This is a genomic window from Mycobacterium pinniadriaticum, from assembly GCF_026242045.1.
In the GTDB taxonomy this organism is placed as follows: domain Bacteria; phylum Actinomycetota; class Actinomycetes; order Mycobacteriales; family Mycobacteriaceae; genus Mycobacterium; species Mycobacterium pinniadriaticum.
In genome coordinates this window covers 65368-83973 of sequence record NZ_JAPJDO010000012.1, presented here as the reverse complement: position 1 = coordinate 83973, position 18606 = coordinate 65368, and the positions used below count along the sequence as shown (strand labels likewise).

General features: G+C 65.8%; 20 protein-coding genes. 12 read left to right on the top strand and 8 right to left on the bottom strand.

Features of this window, described 5'->3' with window-relative positions:
• Positions 1-9: 9 nt before the first annotated feature.
• Genes ORI27_RS15845 through ORI27_RS15810 form a run of 8 tightly spaced genes read left to right on the top strand, consistent with a single transcriptional unit; the run spans position 10 to position 8858 of the window.
• Positions 10-1377, top strand: coding sequence for a hypothetical protein (locus ORI27_RS15845; protein WP_265997889.1), 1368 nt, complete (start codon positions 10-12; stop codon positions 1375-1377).
• Positions 1374-2582 (top strand): CaiB/BaiF CoA transferase family protein, encoded by a 1209-nt coding sequence (locus ORI27_RS15840; RefSeq protein WP_265997891.1) that lies wholly within the window; start codon positions 1374-1376, stop codon positions 2580-2582. The genes ORI27_RS15845 and ORI27_RS15840 overlap by 4 nt, the downstream gene beginning before the upstream one ends.
• Positions 2579-3817, top strand: a complete 1239-nt coding sequence (locus ORI27_RS15835; RefSeq protein ID WP_265997893.1) for an acyl-CoA dehydrogenase family protein — start codon at positions 2579-2581, stop codon at positions 3815-3817. Before ORI27_RS15840 ends, ORI27_RS15835 begins: the two co-directional genes overlap by 4 nt.
• A 60-nt stretch (positions 3818-3877) precedes the next feature.
• The gene (locus tag ORI27_RS15830; RefSeq protein ID WP_265997895.1) at positions 3878-5113 is read left to right on the top strand and encodes an acyl-CoA dehydrogenase family protein; all 1236 of its coding nucleotides are present in this window, start codon (positions 3878-3880) and stop codon (positions 5111-5113) included.
• The gene (locus tag ORI27_RS15825) at positions 5113-6135 is read left to right on the top strand and encodes an LLM class flavin-dependent oxidoreductase (protein ID WP_265997896.1); all 1023 of its coding nucleotides are present in this window, start codon (positions 5113-5115) and stop codon (positions 6133-6135) included. The genes ORI27_RS15830 and ORI27_RS15825 overlap by 1 nt, the downstream gene beginning before the upstream one ends.
• 1 nt (position 6136) lies before the next feature.
• Positions 6137-6259, top strand: coding sequence for a hypothetical protein (locus tag ORI27_RS15820; protein WP_265997897.1), 123 nt, complete (start codon positions 6137-6139; stop codon positions 6257-6259).
• A 24-nt stretch (positions 6260-6283) separates the two neighbouring features.
• Positions 6284-7864, top strand: coding sequence for a class I adenylate-forming enzyme family protein (locus ORI27_RS15815; RefSeq protein ID WP_265997898.1), 1581 nt, complete (start codon positions 6284-6286; stop codon positions 7862-7864).
• Positions 7865-7868: 4 nt separating this feature from the next.
• Positions 7869-8858: an NAD-dependent epimerase/dehydratase family protein gene (locus ORI27_RS15810; RefSeq protein WP_265997900.1), complete on the top strand. Its 990-nt coding sequence runs from the start codon at positions 7869-7871 to the stop codon at positions 8856-8858.
• A 231-nt stretch (positions 8859-9089) separates the two neighbouring features.
• Here the strand turns inward: ORI27_RS15810 and ORI27_RS15805 are convergent, their stop codons facing one another.
• The 3 genes from ORI27_RS15805 to ORI27_RS15795 are packed head-to-tail and all read right to left on the bottom strand — an operon-like array spanning position 9090 to position 11921.
• Complete coding sequence (locus ORI27_RS15805) at positions 9090-10079, bottom strand: LLM class flavin-dependent oxidoreductase (protein WP_265997901.1); 990 nt, start codon at positions 10077-10079, stop codon at positions 9090-9092.
• Between the two features lie 7 nt (positions 10080-10086).
• Positions 10087-10782 carry an SDR family NAD(P)-dependent oxidoreductase gene (locus ORI27_RS15800; RefSeq protein WP_265997902.1) on the bottom strand — a complete coding sequence of 232 codons (696 nt, stop codon included), beginning with the start codon at positions 10780-10782 and terminating at the stop codon, positions 10087-10089.
• Positions 10779-11921 carry an acetyl-CoA acetyltransferase gene (locus ORI27_RS15795; RefSeq protein WP_265997903.1) on the bottom strand — a complete coding sequence of 381 codons (1143 nt, stop codon included), beginning with the start codon at positions 11919-11921 and terminating at the stop codon, positions 10779-10781. The genes ORI27_RS15800 and ORI27_RS15795 overlap by 4 nt, the downstream gene beginning before the upstream one ends.
• An 82-nt stretch (positions 11922-12003) precedes the next feature.
• Here ORI27_RS15795 and ORI27_RS15790 point away from each other — a divergent pair, with 82 nt between their 5' ends.
• Positions 12004-12963: an SDR family NAD(P)-dependent oxidoreductase gene (locus ORI27_RS15790; RefSeq protein WP_265997904.1), complete on the top strand. Its 960-nt coding sequence runs from the start codon at positions 12004-12006 to the stop codon at positions 12961-12963.
• Between the two features lie 30 nt (positions 12964-12993).
• Here ORI27_RS15790 and ORI27_RS15785 read toward each other — a convergent pair whose 3' ends face one another.
• Entirely contained in the window at positions 12994-13398 is a 405-nt protein-coding gene (locus ORI27_RS15785; protein ID WP_265997905.1) for a Zn-ribbon domain-containing OB-fold protein, read from the bottom strand.
• Between the two features lie 127 nt (positions 13399-13525).
• Here ORI27_RS15785 and ORI27_RS15780 point away from each other — a divergent pair, with 127 nt between their 5' ends.
• Genes ORI27_RS15780 through ORI27_RS15770 form a run of 3 tightly spaced genes read left to right on the top strand, consistent with a single transcriptional unit; the run spans position 13526 to position 15954 of the window.
• Positions 13526-14362 (top strand): enoyl-CoA hydratase/isomerase family protein, encoded by an 837-nt coding sequence (locus ORI27_RS15780; RefSeq protein ID WP_265997906.1) that lies wholly within the window; start codon positions 13526-13528, stop codon positions 14360-14362.
• 18 nt (positions 14363-14380) lie between these two features.
• Complete coding sequence (locus ORI27_RS15775; RefSeq protein ID WP_265997907.1) at positions 14381-14815, top strand: Zn-ribbon domain-containing OB-fold protein; 435 nt, start codon at positions 14381-14383, stop codon at positions 14813-14815.
• Positions 14816-14856: 41 nt separating this feature from the next.
• Positions 14857-15954 (top strand): thiolase family protein, encoded by a 1098-nt coding sequence (locus tag ORI27_RS15770; protein ID WP_265997972.1) that lies wholly within the window; start codon positions 14857-14859, stop codon positions 15952-15954.
• Positions 15955-15967: 13 nt separating this feature from the next.
• Here ORI27_RS15770 and ORI27_RS15765 read toward each other — a convergent pair whose 3' ends face one another.
• From ORI27_RS15765 to ORI27_RS15750, 4 genes are read right to left on the bottom strand one after another with little or no spacing between them, the layout of a single operon-like run.
• Complete coding sequence (locus ORI27_RS15765; protein WP_265997908.1) at positions 15968-16798, bottom strand: SDR family oxidoreductase; 831 nt, start codon at positions 16796-16798, stop codon at positions 15968-15970.
• 28 nt (positions 16799-16826) lie between these two features.
• Positions 16827-17261 (bottom strand): MaoC/PaaZ C-terminal domain-containing protein, encoded by a 435-nt coding sequence (locus ORI27_RS15760; protein WP_265997909.1) that lies wholly within the window; start codon positions 17259-17261, stop codon positions 16827-16829.
• Positions 17251-17775, bottom strand: coding sequence for an FAS1-like dehydratase domain-containing protein (locus ORI27_RS15755; RefSeq protein ID WP_265997910.1), 525 nt, complete (start codon positions 17773-17775; stop codon positions 17251-17253). The genes ORI27_RS15760 and ORI27_RS15755 overlap by 11 nt, the downstream gene beginning before the upstream one ends.
• Positions 17775-18605 carry an enoyl-CoA hydratase/isomerase family protein gene (locus tag ORI27_RS15750; RefSeq protein WP_265997911.1) on the bottom strand — a complete coding sequence of 277 codons (831 nt, stop codon included), beginning with the start codon at positions 18603-18605 and terminating at the stop codon, positions 17775-17777. The genes ORI27_RS15755 and ORI27_RS15750 overlap by 1 nt, the downstream gene beginning before the upstream one ends.
• Between the last annotated feature and the right edge of the window lies 1 nt (position 18606).

Sequence of the window (18606 nt, the reverse complement as noted above, 5' to 3'; positions counted from 1 at the left end):
GGACCGTTCATGACGAATTCCGACCGTGAGATCTTCACCCCCGAGCAGGTGGCGAAGATGCGCGCCGGCCTGGATTCCTTCCGGACGGGGCCGGGCTACGAGCCGGGCAAGTGGAAGGTCAGTGACGCCAACCGTCGCGTCGACGTCGTGGGGAAGCGGCCCACGAGCGTGCGGATGCGCGACCTCACCCTGCGCGTGACAGAGCAGATGAGCGATGTCTCATTGAGCCACCAGCAGCGGCTGACCCTGCTGAAAGCTCTTGTCCGGGCGGGTGTCTCGTCGCTGGAGACGTCGTCATTCGGCCGCGGGCACACCGTCGAGGAGATGCGCGAGGAGGTCGAGACCGCCAAGGCGATCAATCCCGATTGCGAGCTCGTCTACACGGGAGCGGCGACTGCCGAGCACATGCGTATCGCCGCCGAAGCCGGCTACGACGTGGTGCGCGTGCTGTCCGGTGTCTACCTGGGCGACGCGCTGCCGTCGTATGCCGGCGCCGTGTATCACCGGGCATGGCAGGGCCGTGAGTGGGACGGGCTGCGGTTCCCGGCCAGCCCCGCCGAAGTCACCGAGCGCGCCCAGCGGCTCATCGAGCTCGGCACATCGCACGGTGTCAAGGTCGGCGGCAGCATCCTGTTGCTGTCGTATGCCACCGACGAGGACATCGCCCAATACAGCCGGGGTATCGCCGAAGCCGGCGCCTACGACGTCCAGATCGGCGACCACGCGTCGGGCACGGCGCCGCAGGCGTGGGCCCATTTCGTCCGCCTGAGCCTGGAGGCCGCCCCGCACCTGCAGGTCGCGGCTCATACCCACGACATGTTCGGCCTGGCTACGGCCGCCTCGGTGGCGGCTGGACTGGCCGGGGCGTCGATCCTGGAGGCCTCGGTCAACGGTTTCACCGAGGGCCCGGCACAGGGCGACCTGGCCCACATCGCCGGCTCGATGGAGATGCTGTACGGCGTCCGCACCGGTATCGATCTGGCCCAGCTGACTCCGCTGTCTCGCCTCGCCGAGGAACTGATCGGTCAGCGCAGACCCGGAGACTGGGGTCTGACGGGCACCGCCATCTTCGACTACGGCAACGACGGCGACGAGTACGCACAGGAGATCAAGGTCGATCCGCTCATCCACATGGGCGTGACCCCCGAGGCGGTGGGCAACCACCGGGTGCTGCGCATCGGGCGAACCACCGGTCCGTGGACTATGTGGGACAAACTCGACGAGCTGGGCATCGAGGCGCGCCGTGACGAGATCCCGCTGGTGCTTGCGGCGTGCAGGGAAGACATGGCCCGCCTAGGACGCGGACTCGACGATGTCGAAATCCGGGTGACCGCGCAGCGGGTGCTCGATGAGGCCCGCGTAGGTGTGGGCTCATGAGTGCAGCGGAAAAAGCTACAGCGCCGACGGCCGCCCTGAGCGGCGTCAGGGTCGTCGACTTCAGCCGGATCCTGGCCGGGCCGTTTGCCGCTCAGATCCTGGGCGACCTTGGCGCAGAGGTGATCAAGGTGGAGTCGCCCGGAGGCGATGAGAGCCGAGCCTACGGTGGTGCCGGTGGTGGCGTCCGGCCGGTCTTCGCGTCCTACAACCGGAACAAGAAGAGCGTCGTCGTCGACCTGAAAACCGATGAGGGTCGCGAGATCGCCCATCGGTTGGTGCGGTCCTCGGACGTGTTGATCCACAACTACCGGGTTGGCGTGGCCGACAAGCTCGGACTCGGATACGACGAGCTGAAGGTGATCAATCCCGGTCTGATCTATTGCGAGATAACCGGTTTCGGCAGCCAGGGACCACTGAAGAGCAAAGCGGCAGTCGATCTCATCGCACAGGCGTACAGCGGCTTGCTCAGCTTCACCGGTGAGCCGGGCCGCGACCCCGTGCGCGTCCCGGTGTCGATCAGCGATCTGACCGCCGGCGTGTATGCGGCGCTGGGCATCCTGGCCGCACTTCTGTGGCGGGAGCGCGGTGGCGCCGGCCAGAAGATCGAGACGTCGCTGTTGGAAAGCATGCTCAGCCTGATCAGCGTCAACCTGACGCAGGCCATCATGACCGGGATCCCGCCAAAGCCCATGGGTACCGGAAACGGCATGGGCCAGCCGAACCAGGTGTTCCGCGCTTCCGACGGGTTGGTGGCGGTGGCGGCCGCAAACGATCGGATGTGGACGCGATTCTGCCGGGCGCTCAAGGCCGAGGAACTCGCCGGCGACGAAAGGTTCGCCGTATTGGCGAGCCGATACGAGAACCGCGGTGAGCTGACCGGCGAGGTCGGCTCACGGATGAGGTCCTTCACCGTCGCCGACATCGTGGCCCGTTGCGATGAGGAAGGTGTGGTGTGTGCGCCGGTTCTGCGCCTGGACCAGGTGGCCCAGGACGAGCAGGTGCGCACGTTGAAATCGATTGTGAATGTGCGCTATGCCGGTCATGACGTTCCGGTTGTCGACAGCCCGCTTCACCTGTCGGCCACCGATCCTGACGTGACCGCCGATCCGCCCGCCCTCGGCGAGCATACCGCCGAGATCCTCGACGGTTTGGGCTACGACGAGGCCCAGGTCGCCCAGCTGCGCACCGCAGGGGTCGTCGCATGAGTGCCCAAACCGATGGCCAGTCCGCCGCGTTACCCACCGACGTGGGTGAATTTCAGTCCAGGGCACGGCAGTTCATCGAGTCGACCCTGCCCACCCTGCTGCCGATTCCCGACACTGCACCCGATCATCGCGAGCGTGTCTCGCTGTTCACCAGCCGGGCGGCGGAGCTGGCCGCGGTCCCGACCGCGCGGCAGTGGCGGGCGGCCAAGTTCGACGCGGGCTTCGGCTGGCTTACCGGGCCACGCGAGTACGGCGGCGCCGGCCTGCCCGAGGAATACGAGCATCACTACCTTGACGTGGAGCTTGATTATGAAGTGCCACCGGAGGATTGCTTCTCGACTGGTCTCGAAGGCCTGGGTCAGACGATCCTTTCGCACGGCTCCGACGATCTCAAGGAACTGCTGCTGCGAAAGATCTTCCGCGGCGACCTGATCACCTGCTTGTTGTTCAGCGAGCCCGGTGCAGGCTCCGATCTGGGGTCGGTGCGAACCAGGGCGGTCCACGACGGCGACGTCTGGGTGGTGAATGGCCAGAAAGTGTGGTCGTCGCGGACCCACTACGCCGACGTCGGCTTGCTCTTGGCGCGCACCGGCACCGAGGGCGAACGCCATCGCGGTATCACCACGTTCCTGGTCGACATCGCCAGCCCCGGGCTCCAGGTACGGCCGTTGGTCGAGATGACCGGCGACGCCGGCTTCAACGAGGTGTTCTTCGACGGGGTTCGGATCCCCGATGACCGTCGGCTCGGCGAGGTCGGCGCGGGGTGGTCCATCTATCTGGCGATCATGGCCGCCAGCCGAGATGCGCTGGCGCGCAGTCGCCGACGCGGGCGCCGGGGCGGGCTGGCGTCCGTCGGCTCCGCCGAGCGTGTGGCGGGAGTGTTGCGCCGGGTCGGTAAGACCGACGACCCCAAGCTTCGCCAGGACTGGGCCCGGCTGTACACGGCCTACAAACTCAACGAGTTGACCAGTGAACGGCTCGCCGGGCAGTGGTCGGAGCCGAGAATCGGGGCGGCGCGGGCGATGGGCAAGCTCGCGCTTTCCAATGCCATGTCCGCCGCCGCTGACCTCGTCGCGCGAACGCTCGGCCCGCGCATATTGGCCGACACCGGTGAGGTCGACTCGTTCGACTGGCTGCCGTATCTGCTGGAGACCCCGGCGTTCCACATCGGCGGCGGTACCGACCAGATCATGCGGAATCTCGTCGCCGAGCGGGGCCTCGGGCTTCCGCGGTGACGAGCCACGCCATTTGCTGCATACGACAAGCCATTTGCTCCACACGAAAGGACATCTGAAATGACGGCAACGCTGGATACCACGCAGGCCGACTACGCCGAATTGGTCGAGGGAATCAACTCCTTCGTCAAGCGGAAAGTGGTTCCCCTCGAGGAGGCCAACCGCGAGTTGCTGGAGAACTCGCGGCTGACGTTCGCCGAGCACGGCGGCTACAGCGAGCCCGTGCTCGACCTGATGCGTGAAGTGCGCATGGCTTCCGCAGAAGCCGGCTACTACGCCATGTTCGCACCGGAATCGGTCGGTGGTGAGGGCATGGGGTCGTTGGCCTTGTTCAGCGTCTGGGAGGGCCTCAGCCACGCGGCCGGCCCCGGACGTCTGCTGCCCGATCAGGTGATCGGGCATTGGACCAGCGGCCCGAGCTTCCTGCTCGGCGAGGTTCACCCGTCGCTTCGTGACGACGTGGTCGCAGACGTGATGAGCGGGGCGGCAACGGTGTGCTTCGGCATGTCGGAACCCGACGCCGGCTCCGACGCCTGGGCCATGTCGACGAAAGCTGTTCGGGATGGCGACAGTTGGGTGCTCAACGGCACCAAGCAGTGGACATCGAACTCCAAGCACGCCAAGTACGCCTTCGTATGGGCCGTCACCGACGAGGACATGAAGCGTGAGCGCAAGGGCGGGATCACCTTGTTCCTGGTGCCGACTGACACCCCCGGGTTCGCGGTCGACAGCGTCCTGCGTCTGTTCGAACACGTGGGTGGCAACGAGGGAATCCTCTCGCTGAACAATGTGCGCATCCCCGACACGCACGTGATGGGCACGTTGCACCAGGGCTTCTCGTTGGCCTTGAGGGGTGTTTCGGACGGCCGCATGTACAACGCCGGGCATTGTGTCGGGATGGCGAGATGGGCGCTGGAAGAGGCGACCAGCTACACGAAGGTCCGCACGGCCTTCGGCAAGCCGATCGCCGACTATCAGGGTGTCTCGTTCCAGTTGGCGGAAAGTGCCATGGACATCTACGCATCCAAGTCGATGTCGGTGGATTGCGCCCGGCGCCTCGACGCGGGGGAGCGTGCACTCAAGGAACTCAATATCGTCAAGGCGTACACCACCGAGGCGTGCTTCCGGGTGTTCGACCGCTGTATGCAGGTCTGCGGCGCAATGGGACTGACCAACGAGATGCGTTTCGTGGCCGGTTGGCATTTCGCCCGGATGGTGCGGGTGGCCGACGGCACCGACGAGGTCATGCGCCGAAACATTGCGAACAGCCTGCGCAAGGGAGACGTGTCGTTCTGATGAAGTTCGGAGTTCAGATCTCCCGGTGGCGCACCGGCATTCCCGACATCGTGCAGTGGGTGGCCGACGAAGGCGACGACCTGGGCATCGATTCTGCGTGGACATCGGAATCCTACGGGGGAGAGGCCTTCACGCCGTTGGCGTGGATGGCCGCCAAGACAACCAGAATGCGGCTGGGCACCGGCATCGTCGCGATGCCTGCCCGCACCCCCGCCGCCACCGCGATGGCGGCGATGACCCTCGACCACATCAGCGGCGGCCGGGTGATCCTGGGCCTTGGGGTCTCGGGCCAGAAGGTGGCCGAAGGTTGGTACGGACAGTCGTTCGGCAAGCCGCTGACCCGTACCCGGGAATACGTGGACGTTGTGCGGCAGGCGATTCGGCGCACCGAACCGCTGCATTACGAGGGCGATTACTATCAGGTGCCACCGGCCGGTTCCACGGCACGCGGGCTGCTGTGCTACATGCACCCGCTACGTCAGGAAGTGCCCATCCTGCTCGGCTCCCAGGGGCCGAAGAACATCGCCCTGAGCGCGGAAATCGCCGACGGCATGGTCACCGGACTTTTCGCGCCGAAGGCATCGTCCTGGTACGAGAAGCAGCTCAACACGGGCTTCGAAAGGGCCGGCTTCTCAAGTAGGAAGCCGGGTTTCGAGGTCGCCGCGATCGTCGACGTGAGGTGTGGGCGGACCATCAGCGAGGCGGCCGAGCCGTTGCGTCCGACCATGGCGTTCTACATCGCGAAAATGGGCCTCCCAGGCAAGAACTACTACTACGACACCTTCGCGCGACTCGGATTCCAGGAGCTGTGTGAGCGGGTGGCCCGAACCTACAACGACGACGGTGCCGAGGCCGCAGCCGCCCTGATACCCGATGAGATGATCGAATCCATCGCCTTGGTCGGCCCGCCGGACAAGATTCAGTCGGACCTGAAGGCCTGGGATGACTCCGTCGTCGACCTGATGGTGCTGCGCGGGCCCGACGAGGACATCAAGACGGTGCTGCGCGAAGCGTTGGCGTGACATGGCGACCCACCACGAGCTAGACGCCGACCCGGGTCCGGTCTGGCTGGTAACGACCCGCAATCCGTCGACGTTGGCCAATGACTACCTGCATGTCCCGGTCGCGCTGACACCACGTCGCTGAGCGCTCGTCAGGAGGAATACCGTGATGCGGGAGCACGTCGACCCGCCGGTCCAGACCGTGCCGGAGTTGCTCCGTGCGCGCGCGGCCGCCTACCCGGACACCGAACTGCTCGTGACGCCCACCGAGCGGCTGACCTATCGGCAGGCAGAACAACGGTCACGCGAAGTGGCGAGGCGAATGCTGACCGCCGGAATCGGCAAGAACACCCGGGTGGGCGTGCTGTTCCCCAATTCGCCGGATTGGATCGTGAGTTGGCTCGCGGCAACGCGAATCGGTGCACTTGCGATCCCCATCAGCACCTACCATCAGGCCCCCGAGCTGGCGCGCACGTTACGGCATGCGGACGTCGCCCTGCTGTTGATGACTGCGCGCCACCTCAACCACGACTATGCCGAGCGACTGGAGCGCGTCGATCCGGCACTGGCCGGATCGGAGGCCGGACGGCTTTTCCTGCCCGCCTTACCGTTTCTGCGTGAGGTATGGACCTGTGCTCCCGGCGGCCCGGCATGGATGCGGCACGTCGATGAGGTGCCGGCGGACGGTCGCGCCGACGACGAACTGCTTGGCCAGATCGAGTCAGAGGTCTGTCCGGCGGATCCGGCGACGGTGATCTACACCTCAGGTTCCACCGCAGAACCCAAAGGCGTTGTCCACTCGCACGGCGCGCTGGTCCGGCACTCCCACCGGGTCGGTTGGCTCGCGCACGGCATCTGCGCCGGTGATCGGATCTATACACCCAACCCGTTCTTCTGGATCGGCGGCCTGTCCAGTGTGCTGCTCGCGGCGTTGCACGCGGGCGCGACGGTCCTGTGCGAGCCGAGGTTCGACCCAGCCGCGACACTGCGTTTCCTGGAACGCGAGCAGGCCACCCAGTTCCTTGGGCAAAAGCACGCCCGCACCGCCCTGACCACGCATCCCACCTACGCCGAAAGGGATCTGCGGAGCTTGCACAGCTTGGTGCACTGCACCTCGCTCGGAATGACCGAGACCTGCGGTGGCCACACGGCTGCCAGTCCCCGTGCCGGACGCGGAGGGCCGTGGTCGCCCGGATCGTTCGGGGCACCGCTGCCCGGCATCGAGCACAAGATTGTGGAGGTGGGCAGCGACGCGCCAGTGAGTGACGGTGTGTCCGGTGAGATCTGCGTCCGGGGCGAGGACGTGTGTCTCGGGATGCTCAAGCGGGAGCGGTCGGCGGTTTTCGATGCAGAAGGCTGGTATCACACCGGGGATTGGGGACGGTTGGATGACGGCGAGCTCTTCTTCACGGGGCGGCTCAGCGACACTCTAAAATCCAGTGGCATGAATGTGACGCCGCGCGAGGTCGAGTTGGCCATCGAAGCCCTGGACGGGGTGCAGCAGGCGATGGTCGTCGGCATCCCGCATGCCGAGCGTGGCCAGGACGTCGTCGCCGCCGTCGTCCCAGCTGCGGGAGCCGAGCTCGACGCGCGGCGGATCCTGGACGATCTGCGACGGCAACTGTCCTCCTACAAGCTGCCACGACACGTTTCCTTCTTCGACCGTGATGAGCTACCCACGCTCGGAAACGGCAAAGTCGACCGGAAGGCGCTTGTCGCACTCATCGTCCACGCAGTCCGGAGTCGCTGAAATCATGTCAGGAAGGACGAAACTGGTCATCGGTGCGACTGGTTTCCTCGGCTCGCACGTGACCCGGCAACTCGTCGAGGGCGGCGAGAACGTTCGCGTGCTCCTTCGGGCGACCAGCTCGACGAAGGGCATCGACGACCTGGACGTCGAGCGCCACCGTGGCGACGTCTTCGACGACGAGGTGTTGAGGACTGCGATGGACGGCTGCGACGACGTCTTCTACTGCGTGGTCGACACCCGGGCCTGGCTGCGCGATCCGGAGCCGCTGTTCCGGACCAATGTCGCAGGGCTGCAACATGTCCTGGATGCGGCAGCGGCCGCGGACCTGCACCGGTTCGTCTTCACCAGCACCATCGGCACGATCGCACTCAGCAACGATGGCCCCGCCACCGAGGAGCAGTCATTCAATTGGCACGACAAGTGTGGTGCTTACATCCAGTCGCGGCTCGAGGCGGAGAACCTCGTGCTTCGCTACGCGAGCGAGCGCGGCTTGCCGGCGGTGGCGATGTGCGTCTCGAACACCTACGGTCCACGCGACTGGCAACCGAAACACGGCGCGTTGCTGGCCGCCGCCGGGGCAGGCAAGATGCCCGTCTACATCAAGGGCATCGGCAGTGAGGTCGTTGGTATCGAGGACGCCGCGCGAGCCATGGTGCTGGCTGCGGACAAGGGCCGGGTCGGCGAGCGCTACATCATTTCCGAGAGGTTCATGACGGCCCGCGATCTCTACGACACCGCGGCAGATGCCGGCGGAGCCAAGCGGCCACGCCTCGGGATCCCGCTGAAAGTTCTTTACGCCGTGGGTTTTCTGGGTGATGTGGTGGCCAAGGTGTCGCGTCGCGATGTGCCGTTGTCCACCGTGATGGTGCGGCTCATGCACATCATGTCGCCGATGGACAACGGCAAAGCCAGGCGCGAACTGGGGTGGCAACCGCGGCCCGTCCACGAGTCGATCCGTGCAGCCGTCAGGTTCTACCGCGATACCAAGCATTGACCTGTAAACCCCATTAGATCAGCGAGATGGGGTCACTCGTCGAAGTGTCCGTACCCAATACGATCCCCGGCTAACTTGGCGACAGCTCTATGCGCTCCGGCGTCTCAGGGATTGATAGCGAGTTTGCTGCCTTATGGCACCGTTCGCATGTCCAATCCGGTTCCATCAGTGCGGCAGCGACGTAGATGCGTTGGCAGCGATGACATATTGCAGCGAAGCGTCTTCTCACGGTCACGCCATATCTGTGCGAGTTGCGCCATCAATCTCACCGCGCGTCACGGCGGGCACACCGTCGGCGACGATCGGAGACAGGAGATGGCCGAGCTCGGTGATGCGGTCAGCGGTGTTGTGGGCGGCGGGGAGCTGGACGATCAGCCCGTCGATCCCCGCATTGCGGAGGTCTCGGAACTGCCCGGCGACATCGTCCGGACCGCCGGTGACGATCCCGAGCAGGTCCTGGTGCTCGCGCTGCCAGGGCGTCATCACGGCCTCGGCTTCTTGCCGTGTCTTAGCCAGGATGACGGGCTTGAACATCGTTCGCGTGATCGTCGACGGATCGCGTCCGATGTCGGCGCAGTGCTCGTCGAGCACGGCGTTGATCTCCGGGACCAACTTGTCGTCCGCAGCGAAGTTCGCGATGTCGCCGTACCGGGCCACCAGACGCAGTGTGCGCCGTCCCGTGCCACCGATCATGACGGGCGGCCCGCCGGGGGTGATCGGCGGCGGCTGGTTAAGCGCTGCCTCGGTCCGCACCCACTTGCCCGCAACGGTGGTGGGACCGCCGCCGAACATAGCTTTCACCAGCGCAACGGTCTCCTCGAGGATCGCCAGCCGGTCGGCCGGCGGCGGGAAGTCGTAGCCGTACGCGCGGTGTTCGCCCTCGTGACTGCCCGAACCGATGCCGAAGATGGCGCGGCCGTGAGAGATCACGTCGAGACTGGTGACGGTCTTGGCAAGCAGTGCGGGGTTGCGGAACAGCACCGCGCCCACCAGCGCGCCGAACTTGATCGAGGTCGTGCGGGCCGCAAGCGCCGCGAGGGTGGTGTACAGCTCGAGCCATTGTCCGTCGGGCGCGGCCTTGTCGGACATGAGATGGTCGCCTGCGAAGAACGAGTCGAAACCTGCCGCTTCGCCGGCGACCACGAGTTCGGCCAGACGCTCGAATGCGTTCCGTTTTCTGTCGCCCCGGTAGTCGGCGATGTTGAGACCCAGCCGGATCACCGTTGTGTCATCCCGTGCTCACACCCGCGCGGGTGAGAAGTTCTAGGTCGCCGACAATGGTTTCGACCCTGTCACGTTTCACGTACATGTTCCAGTAGGTGTCGGCCAACCGATCGGGATCGCCGGGAGTGTCCTTCTGGATGCGCGTCGCGACCATCATGGTTCCCGCGTAGACACCGGTGCCTGCCAGCGCCGCATGGAGCACGGTTGCGTAGTTGCGCAGCGCACTCATTCCGAGTCCGACGCTGGCGTGCGCGGGCAGCGGTACGGTCGCCGATGCACCAGTGGTGAAAAGCACTGCGCCCGAACCACGTTCGAGCATCTCAGGCAACACTTCGCGGGCCGCGGTGACGGCGCCGACCAGGGAGCGGCCAAGATGGTCCCTGGCGTTTTGCGGCGTGATCGACAACGCGTCCAGCACGGTGTCGTGATCGGGGGCCGGGCTGTACTCGAGCACGTCGACCGTGCCGAACCTGACTTTGGCCGCAGTGATGGCGGATCGCAGCGACTCCTCGTCGGCGACATCGGCCGGAAACCCCGCAGCCTCGACGCAGTGATCGGCAAGACGGCTGACCAGCGCGTCGAGGTTGGCGCTGCTGCGGCTGATCAGCGCGACGGCAAAACCTTCTCGGCCGAACCGCTCGGCGAGTGAATACCCAAGTGCGGGGCCGGCTCCGACGACGAGGAGAACCTTGGCACTCACGTGCCCAGGATCATCGTCGCGGCCGAGCTGAACCAGCCACCGGTGGCGTTCACCGCGCACAGCCGGGCGTCGGGCACCTGACGGTCGCCGCATTCACCGCGGAGCTGGTGCACGCCTTCGACCATGAGGAACATTCCGCGCATGCCCGGGTGGCAGGACGACAAGCCGCCGCCATCGGTGTTGGTGGGCAGCGCTCCGCCGGGGCGCAGCGCGCCCTCGGCGATGAACGGTCCGCCCTCGCCCTTCTTGCAGAAGCCGAGTCCCTCCAGCGTGATGAGCACCGTCCCGGTGAACGAGTCGTACACCTGGCACACGTCGATGTCCTCTGGCGTCACGCCGGCTTGCGCGAACGCCTTGGGTCCCGAGACGGCGCACGGCGATTCCGTGAAATCCGTCCACTCGCTCATCGTGGTGTGCGACAGCGCATGCGAAGAGCCCATGATCCACACGGGTGGCTTCTCGAGGTCTTTGGCGCGGTCCTCGGAGACGAGGACGACGGCGCCGCCGCCGTCGGTCCGCAGGCAACAGTGCAACTGGGTGTAGGGGTCGGCCATCATCCGCGCCGACTGGACGTCCTCGATGGTCAGCGGGTCACGGGCAAAGGCCAGCGGGTTCATCGTCGCCCATTGCCGCGCCGCGACGGCGACTTCGGCGAGTTGTTCGACCGTGGTGCCGAACTCGTGCATATGCCGCTTGGCAGCCATCGCGTACTTGGAGATCAGCGTGTGACCGTACGGCGCGTCGAACTGCAGGGGCCCGGCACTTCCGATCGACATGTTTCCTGTGCGGCGCTTTTTCCGGACATCGGAACGTGCCGTGCTGCCGTAGGCCAAGAGCGCGACATCGATCTCACCCCGGGCGATCGCGGCGGAGGCATGCTGGGCCATGACCTCCCACGCAGCGCCGCCGACATTGGTCGAGTCACCCCAGACCGGCCGCAGTCCCAGATACTCCGACACCTCGATCGGAGGCAGAACGGCGCCGACGGAGCCGAACCCGTCGACGTCGGTATGGGCCAGGCCAGCGTCGGCAAGGGCCGCCTGTGACGCCTGCTGAATTAACTGCAGGCGCGTCTTATCGGGCACCCGGCCGCAGTCGGAGAGGCCAACTCCGGCGATGGCCACCCGTCGCTCACCCATCGCAACTCCCGTCTTGAGACTCCGCTAGGATTAATGAATCATATAGCAAGTTAATTATGGCCTCGATGGAAGGGACGCACCAGTGGCTGGACTAGAGGGCAGGGTTGCGGTGGTGACCGGTGCCGGGCGCGGAATCGGCGCAGCCGTCGCGAAAACGCTGGCAGCCAACGGTGTCAGTGTCGTCGTGAACGACCTCGGCGCCGCGGTGGACGGTTCGGGGGCCGACACCACCCCGGCCGCCGAAACCGTCGCCGAGATCACCGCCAACGGTGGCACCGCCGTCATCGACGGTAGCGATATCTCCGACTTCGCCGCCGCCGCCGGTCTCATCTCCTGTGCGGTCGAGAAGTTCGGCAAGCTCGACATTGTCGTCAACACCGCAGGCATCATCCGCGACCGGATGCTCTTCAACATGGCCGAAGAGGAGTGGGATGCGGTCATCAAAGTCCATCTCAAGGGCACTTTCAACACCATCCGTCATGCGGCCGAGTACTGGCGCAACCAGCGTGACGAGAACGCCCACAATCGCATCGTGAACTTCGCTTCGACGTCGGGCCTGTTCGGGATGCCGAGTCAGCCGAACTACGCATCGGCGAAGATGGGCGTGGTCGGGCTGACCTACGTCGCTGCCAACACGCTGGGGAAGTACGGCGTGACGGCCAACGCCATCGCTCCGTCGGCCGATACCAGGATGACCCCGAAGGCGGTGGTGGAGTCCCGCGCGGCCAAACCGCGTCGGGCCGAGGATGTCGCCACGGTGGTCGCCTATCTCGCGAGCACCGATTCGGGGTGGTGCACCGGACGTGTCATCGGCGTGTCGGGCAGCGAGGTCAGCCTGTACTCGGACCCGCAGATCGTGCGGCAGGTGGACAGCGCACAGCCCTGGGAGCTCGACGCGCTCGACGACGCGCTGCGGCGCAACTTCGCGCCCGTGCCACGCTCCTCGGAAGGTCGGTGGGAAAAGGTCCGCACCGTCGTCGCGGGCGTCGCCGCCAAGGCCGACGCCCCGGTAGGTGTCACCGCGGGAGGTCCGGATGAGTGATCCGGCCCGCCGGCACCAGTAGTCGGCCCGTCACGTCGTAGGGCCGAACACTGGCACCGCGAATTCTTCGGTGGCCCGGGTGCTGAATTGCAGCGGCATCCCGATGTAGACGTCTTCGATCGCGCAGTCGACGACATTCGTCATCAGCCTCGGACCTTCCTCGAGGTCGACGATGGCCGCGACGTAGGGCACCCGGTCACCGAACGGGCGAAGGTCGTTCTGCCGCACGATGGAGAAGGTGTACAGGGTGGCTCGACCCGTCGCCTCCACCCAGTCCACCTTCTCGCTCCAGCAGTGCGGGCAGAACGGCCGGGGATAGGCGTGGATGCGTCCGCAGTCCGCGCAGCGCTTGATCAGCAGCTTTCCTTCGGCAGTCGCCGCCCAGAACGCTTCGGTGGTCTCGTCGGGGGTGGGCAGATCGTGGCGCACGGTCACGGTGGGACCCCTCCTGTCATCTCGATGCGGACATCCTAATTAAAATAGGTATAAGTTAATTTAGCACTGAGCGACGCCCGGCGATGCAGTGCGGGCAGTGGTGATGGACGAGCACAAAGGATGGTCGGTGAGCGAACCAGCAGCCGGTGACCAGGGCGAGGTCTTGGACCGGATCGAGAACGCCACGTTGTGGATCACCTTGAATCGCCCGTCGATCGGCAACGCCGTCGGGCCGGGCCACCGCGCGCAGATCATCGAACTGCTCGCCCATGCGAACAGATCACTGGCCGTTCGCGCCGTGGTGATCACGGCAACCGGGGACGCGTTTTGTACCGGCGCGGATTTGCGGGCCCAGCTGCCACCGCCGGCTCTCGACGCTCCGCCGGATGCGCCCGCGCGGCCGGCGGCCTCGACGATGCGCAGTGTGCGTGCCGGCGCGCAGCGGTTCATCGATGCGGTGCTCAACTGCGAGAAACCGGTGATCGCCGCGGTCAACGGCACGGCAGCCGGAATCGGCGCCCATCTCGCGTTCGCCTGCGATCTGGTGCTGGCCGCCGAGGAAGCCCGGTTCATCGAGGTGTTCGTTCGGCGTGGCATCGTGCCCGACGCCGGCGGCATGTGGCTGCTTCCACGTCTGGTCGGGATGCAACGGGCAAAGGAGCTGGTGTTCTTCGGCGATGCACTGCCCGCCCGCGACGCCGAACGGCTGGGCTTGGTGAACCGAGTGGTCCCGGCCGCGGAATTGCCCACCGCCGCTCGTGAATGGGCGGAGCGGCTGGCGGCCGGTCCGACCACCGCGATCGGGTTGGCCAAGTCGTTGCTGAATCGGTCGTTCGAGTCATCCTGGGAGGTCGCCCTGCGCGACGAGGCGGCAGCCGTCGAGATCAACAAGGGCACACACGATGCGGCTGAGGGGATCACCAGTTTCCGTGAGCGCAGGGCCCCCGAATTCCGCGGTTGGTAACGAGACGGAGCGAACCGGATGACTGAGGAATTGGCAATGCGCATCGTGCCAGAGATCACCGAGTTGAATCGGCACTTCTGGACGGGCGGAGCCGAGGGGGCATTGCGCTTCCTTCGGTGTACCGAATGTGGCATTTACTTGCATCCCCCCACGCCGGTCTGCCGAAAGTGCCTGTCGGAGAACGTGGAGGTGGCCACCGTCAGCGGCCGGGGGCGCGTCGTGACGTTCACGATCAACCACCAGCAGTGGCGCCCGGGAGTTGAGGTGCCCTACAACATCGCCGTGGTCGAACTCGCCGAGCAGCAGGGTCTGCGCCTGACCACCAACATCGTCAGCTGCCCGCTGGAGAGGATCGAGATAGGGATGCAGGTGGCTGTCGAGTTCGAGCCTGCCGGTAGCCCGTCAGAGCCGGTCTTCGTACCGGTCTTCGCGCCGGCGGGCGGGCCACTGTGAGTGACGCACTGGAGCGGCGGTCGTTCATCTCCGGCATCGGCATGTCCAAGGTCGGCCGTAAGACGGGGTTGTCGGGGATCGCCATGACGGTGAGCGCCGCTCGCGCGGCGATCGCCGACGCGGGCCTCGTGGCCGCCGACATCGACGGCCTTGCCACGGTCGGCGACACGCCGCGCGCCGCGGTACAGGACTCGCTGGGTCTCCGGTTGGGCTGGGGCGCGACGGTGAACTCGGCCGAGGACGGCAATGCCTCGGGCGCCCAACTGGGGGCCGTCATCGACGCTGCGTTGGCGGTCGCCAGCGGACTGGTTCGCCACGTGCTCGTTTACCGCACTGTGCAGATGAAGGGCGGTGCGGTGGCCCTGTCGGATGCGGTCGGTGGCGCGCGCGAATGGATGCTGCCGTTCCACGAGTATTCGGCGGCGAACATGGCGGCCATGGTGGCTCAGCGCCACGTGCACGACTATGGCACCACCCGAGAGCAACTTGGCGCGATCGCACTGACCGCACGCAAACATGCGGCCCTCAACGAGCAGGCGGTGTACCGCTCACCGATGACGATGGCGGACTACCTGGGTGCGCGCCCGATCAGCGAACCGCTCGGACTCTACGACTGCGACGTGCCGGTGGACGGCTCCGTCGCGGTCGTCGTGTCTGCGATCGATCACCAGCGGTCCTGTCCCAACCCGGCTGTGCGGTTCGCGGCGTTGGGCGCTGCCCTGCAGGGGCGACCGTCCTGGGATCAGGGCGAGGACTACCCACGAGGTGCGGCCTGGGACGCCGCGGCACAGATGTGGTCTCGGACCGACCTCACACCGGCCGACGTGGACGTCGCGGAAGTGTATGACGGCTTCACCATCCTGACCCTCGATTGGCTGGAGGCCCTTGGGTTTTGCGGTATGGGGGAGGGCGGCGCCTTCGTGGAGGCCGGGACCAACATCGGCCTCGACGGAGCGCTGCCGCTGAACACCTACGGCGGCCAGCTGTCGGCGGGCAGGCTGCACGGCTACTGGCTGTTGCACGAGGCGTGCCTGCAGATCCGCGGCCAGGCGGGCGCGCGGCAGGTGGACGGAGCGGAGGTGGCGGTGGCTGCCGCCGGGGGCGGCCCGCTCGCTGGTTGCCTACTGCTCACCCGATAGGGCGGCCCAGCGATCAGTCGAGGAAGATATCCGGTATCGGGTTGGCCCCACCGCCGTAGCGGGACAGGTCGGTCACTCCCGATTCGACCAGGACATCGGCATCGATATAGCAATGCCCGGTGGTCGTCCGCGCGGTCCTGGAGATGATCTCTACGGCGGCGTCGGCCATGATCTCAGGACTGCGCGCTGAGGTCGCGAGGCGGTCGCCGTCGGCCATGTTGATCACGGCGGCGGTGGCGATGTAGGTCTGCGGCCAAAGACAATTCACTGCGATGCCAGCCTCGCTGAATTCCGCCGCCCAGCCCAGTGACAGCAGCGTCATGCCGTACTTCGACAGGGTGTAACCCGGATGCGCACCAAGCCAACGCGGATTCATGTTGAGCGGCGGTGACAGGGTCAGCACGTGCGGGTTGGACGACTTCCGCAGATGGGGCAGGCACGCCTTGGTCAGCAGGAAAGTACCGCGGATGTTGATCTGCTGCATCAGATCGAACTTCTTGGCCGAGAGCTGTTCTGTCCCCTCGAGTACGAGTGCACTGGCATTGTTCACGCAGATGTCTACACCGCCGAACCGTTCGACCGCAACGTCGACGACGCGCTGCACATCCTCCTCTCGGCGCACGTCGCCGACCACGGCGACCGCCTTGCCGCCGACGGCTTCGATATCGGCGACCGCGGTATGCACGGTGCCGGGCAGTTTGGGATGAGGCTCTGCAGTCTTGGCCAGGAACACCACGTTGGCCCCTTGCTTGGCGGCTGCGATCGCAATCGCCAAGCCGATGCCCCGACTGCCACCAGACATGACGAGGGTACGGCCGGCGAGGGTGTCGTGCTGGCTGGACATGATTCTCCTAATACGTTGGCTCGAGCCGTTATTGGTCGATGACTGCTTGGGCGCTACCGATGAAGACGGTGGCACCGTTCTGGTTGACGGTCGTGACGTCGAGGATGACGATCGACTGCTCACCTACGTTGCGGACGTCGGTCACCTTCAGGCACGTCGTCAAGGTGTCGCCTGGCCACACCTGGTCTCGGAAACGTCCCCCGAAACTGCGCAGCCGCCCGTCGCCGACATAGTCGGTGACCGCCTTGCCTGTCAGCGCCATCGTCAACATGCCGTGTCCGAAAACCGACGGAAATCCGGCGGCCTGGGTGGCGTAGACCTCATCGGTGTGCAGGGGATTGAAGTCGCATGAGGCCCCTGCGTACATCACCAGCTGCGTGCGGGTCAGGCCATCGACCACAATCTGCTCGGCGGTGTCGCCGACCTGCACATTGCTTGCCCGCAAGGCCATTTCACTGACCACCCGAACGCTCGATGCGGACGCCGACGCGACGCGCGGTGATCACCGATTCGCCCTGCTGATCGACGTACTCGGTGATCACTTCGCTGAAATACATTTTGCCACCACGCTTTCCGTCCTTCTCCCAGCTTCGTCCGTCGCGCTGCATCACGGTGAGGACATCGCCGGGACGAAGGTGACGGTGGTATTCGAAATGCTGCTCGGCATGCAGTCCCACCGATTGCGCGGCGCCGTCAGCGGGCTTGTCGGCTTCGGCGGTACCGCTGGGAGTCCGTCCCGATCCCCGCCAGGGCTGACCGGGCTGCGGTCGCAGTGGCCAGTCGGGATCGAAATGTGCTGCCGCCATGGTGAATGTAGGCGGCGCGATGACATGCCCCACCTCGGTCTGGAGTGCATACTCGGCGTCGAGGTAAATCGGATTGTGGTCGCCGATCGCACGGGCGAACTGCGCCACATGACCCGCCTCGACCGGAAAGTCAAAGGAGGCAGTGTCTTTCGAGGCAGAGTGTGCCTCCATCACCGTAACCTCCACGGGATTCGTTTGCCTGACGCAAAGGCGCGCAGACCCTCTTCGCGCGCCTGCGGCTGATTGCCGAGCGCGATCATTGCCCACCCCATGTCGAGAGCCTGTTGACGCGTCAATTCGCGTGCCATCCACAGCGACCGCACGGTGGCCTGCAGCGGCAGAGTTGGCTGCGAGGCGATGGATTCGGCGATCCACTTGGCTTGTGCGGCGAGATCGCCGAGCGGCAGGACCTCGGATACCAACCCGATCTCGTAGGCACGACGGGCGGAAAGCCGTTCGTGACTGCCCATCAGCGCCATCCTCGAAATCTCACCGAAGGGCATCCGATGGGCCATGTGCACGGACTCGTACATCGCGGTCAGGCCGGAAGAGACATGGGGGTCGAAGAACGTCGCGTTCTCCGAGGCGATGATGATGTCCGCCTCTCCCAGCAGGAAGAAGGCGCCCCCGCAGGCCATGCCGTTGACAGCTGCGACGACGGGAATCCACAGGTCGGCAGACTTGGGGCCGATCTGGTCGTCATTGCCGTCGAAGTGAAAGTCGGTGGATCCGAAACCCGCACGACGCGAAGGTGCCCTCGCCGCGAGGTTCTGGGTGACGTCGAGCGCCTCCGAGCGATCTCGGCCGGTGGTGAATGCCCGTTCGCCCGAACCGGTCAACACCACGCAACGAACCGTGTCGGTGTTGCGCAGCGTCCGCCAGACCTCTTTGAGCTCGCGCTGCATCGTAGTGTTCACCGCGTTGAGCACGCCGGGACGGTCCAGCGTGACCCAGGCGACCGCGCCGCGCTCTTCGTAGCGCAACGTTTCGAACTCAGCCATG

Bases quoted from the DNA above. Each gene is read 5' to 3' on its own strand.
- ORI27_RS15755 (WP_265997910.1), bottom strand. From the start codon at position 17,775: ATGGAGGCACACTCTGCCTCGAAAGACACTGCCTCCTTTGACTTTCCG.
- ORI27_RS15810 (WP_265997900.1), top strand. From the start codon at position 7,869: ATGTCAGGAAGGACGAAACTGGTCATCGGTGCGACTGGTTTCCTCGGC.
- ORI27_RS15770 (WP_265997972.1), top strand. From the start codon at position 14,857: ATGTCCAAGGTCGGCCGTAAGACGGGGTTGTCGGGGATCGCCATGACG.
- ORI27_RS15840 (WP_265997891.1), top strand. From the start codon at position 1,374: ATGAGTGCAGCGGAAAAAGCTACAGCGCCGACGGCCGCCCTGAGCGGC.
- ORI27_RS15835 (WP_265997893.1), top strand. From the start codon at position 2,579: ATGAGTGCCCAAACCGATGGCCAGTCCGCCGCGTTACCCACCGACGTG.
- ORI27_RS15775 (WP_265997907.1), top strand. From the start codon at position 14,381: ATGACTGAGGAATTGGCAATGCGCATCGTGCCAGAGATCACCGAGTTG.
- ORI27_RS15830 (WP_265997895.1), top strand. From the start codon at position 3,878: ATGACGGCAACGCTGGATACCACGCAGGCCGACTACGCCGAATTGGTC.
- ORI27_RS15815 (WP_265997898.1), top strand. From the start codon at position 6,284: ATGCGGGAGCACGTCGACCCGCCGGTCCAGACCGTGCCGGAGTTGCTC.
- ORI27_RS15825 (WP_265997896.1), top strand. From the start codon at position 5,113: ATGAAGTTCGGAGTTCAGATCTCCCGGTGGCGCACCGGCATTCCCGAC.
- ORI27_RS15795 (WP_265997903.1), bottom strand. From the start codon at position 11,921: ATGGGTGAGCGACGGGTGGCCATCGCCGGAGTTGGCCTCTCCGACTGC.
- ORI27_RS15765 (WP_265997908.1), bottom strand. From the start codon at position 16,798: ATGTCCAGCCAGCACGACACCCTCGCCGGCCGTACCCTCGTCATGTCT.
- ORI27_RS15750 (WP_265997911.1), bottom strand. From the start codon at position 18,605: ATGGCTGAGTTCGAAACGTTGCGCTACGAAGAGCGCGGCGCGGTCGCC.
- ORI27_RS15845 (WP_265997889.1), top strand. From the start codon at position 10: ATGACGAATTCCGACCGTGAGATCTTCACCCCCGAGCAGGTGGCGAAG.
- ORI27_RS15820 (WP_265997897.1), top strand. From the start codon at position 6,137: ATGGCGACCCACCACGAGCTAGACGCCGACCCGGGTCCGGTCTGGCTG.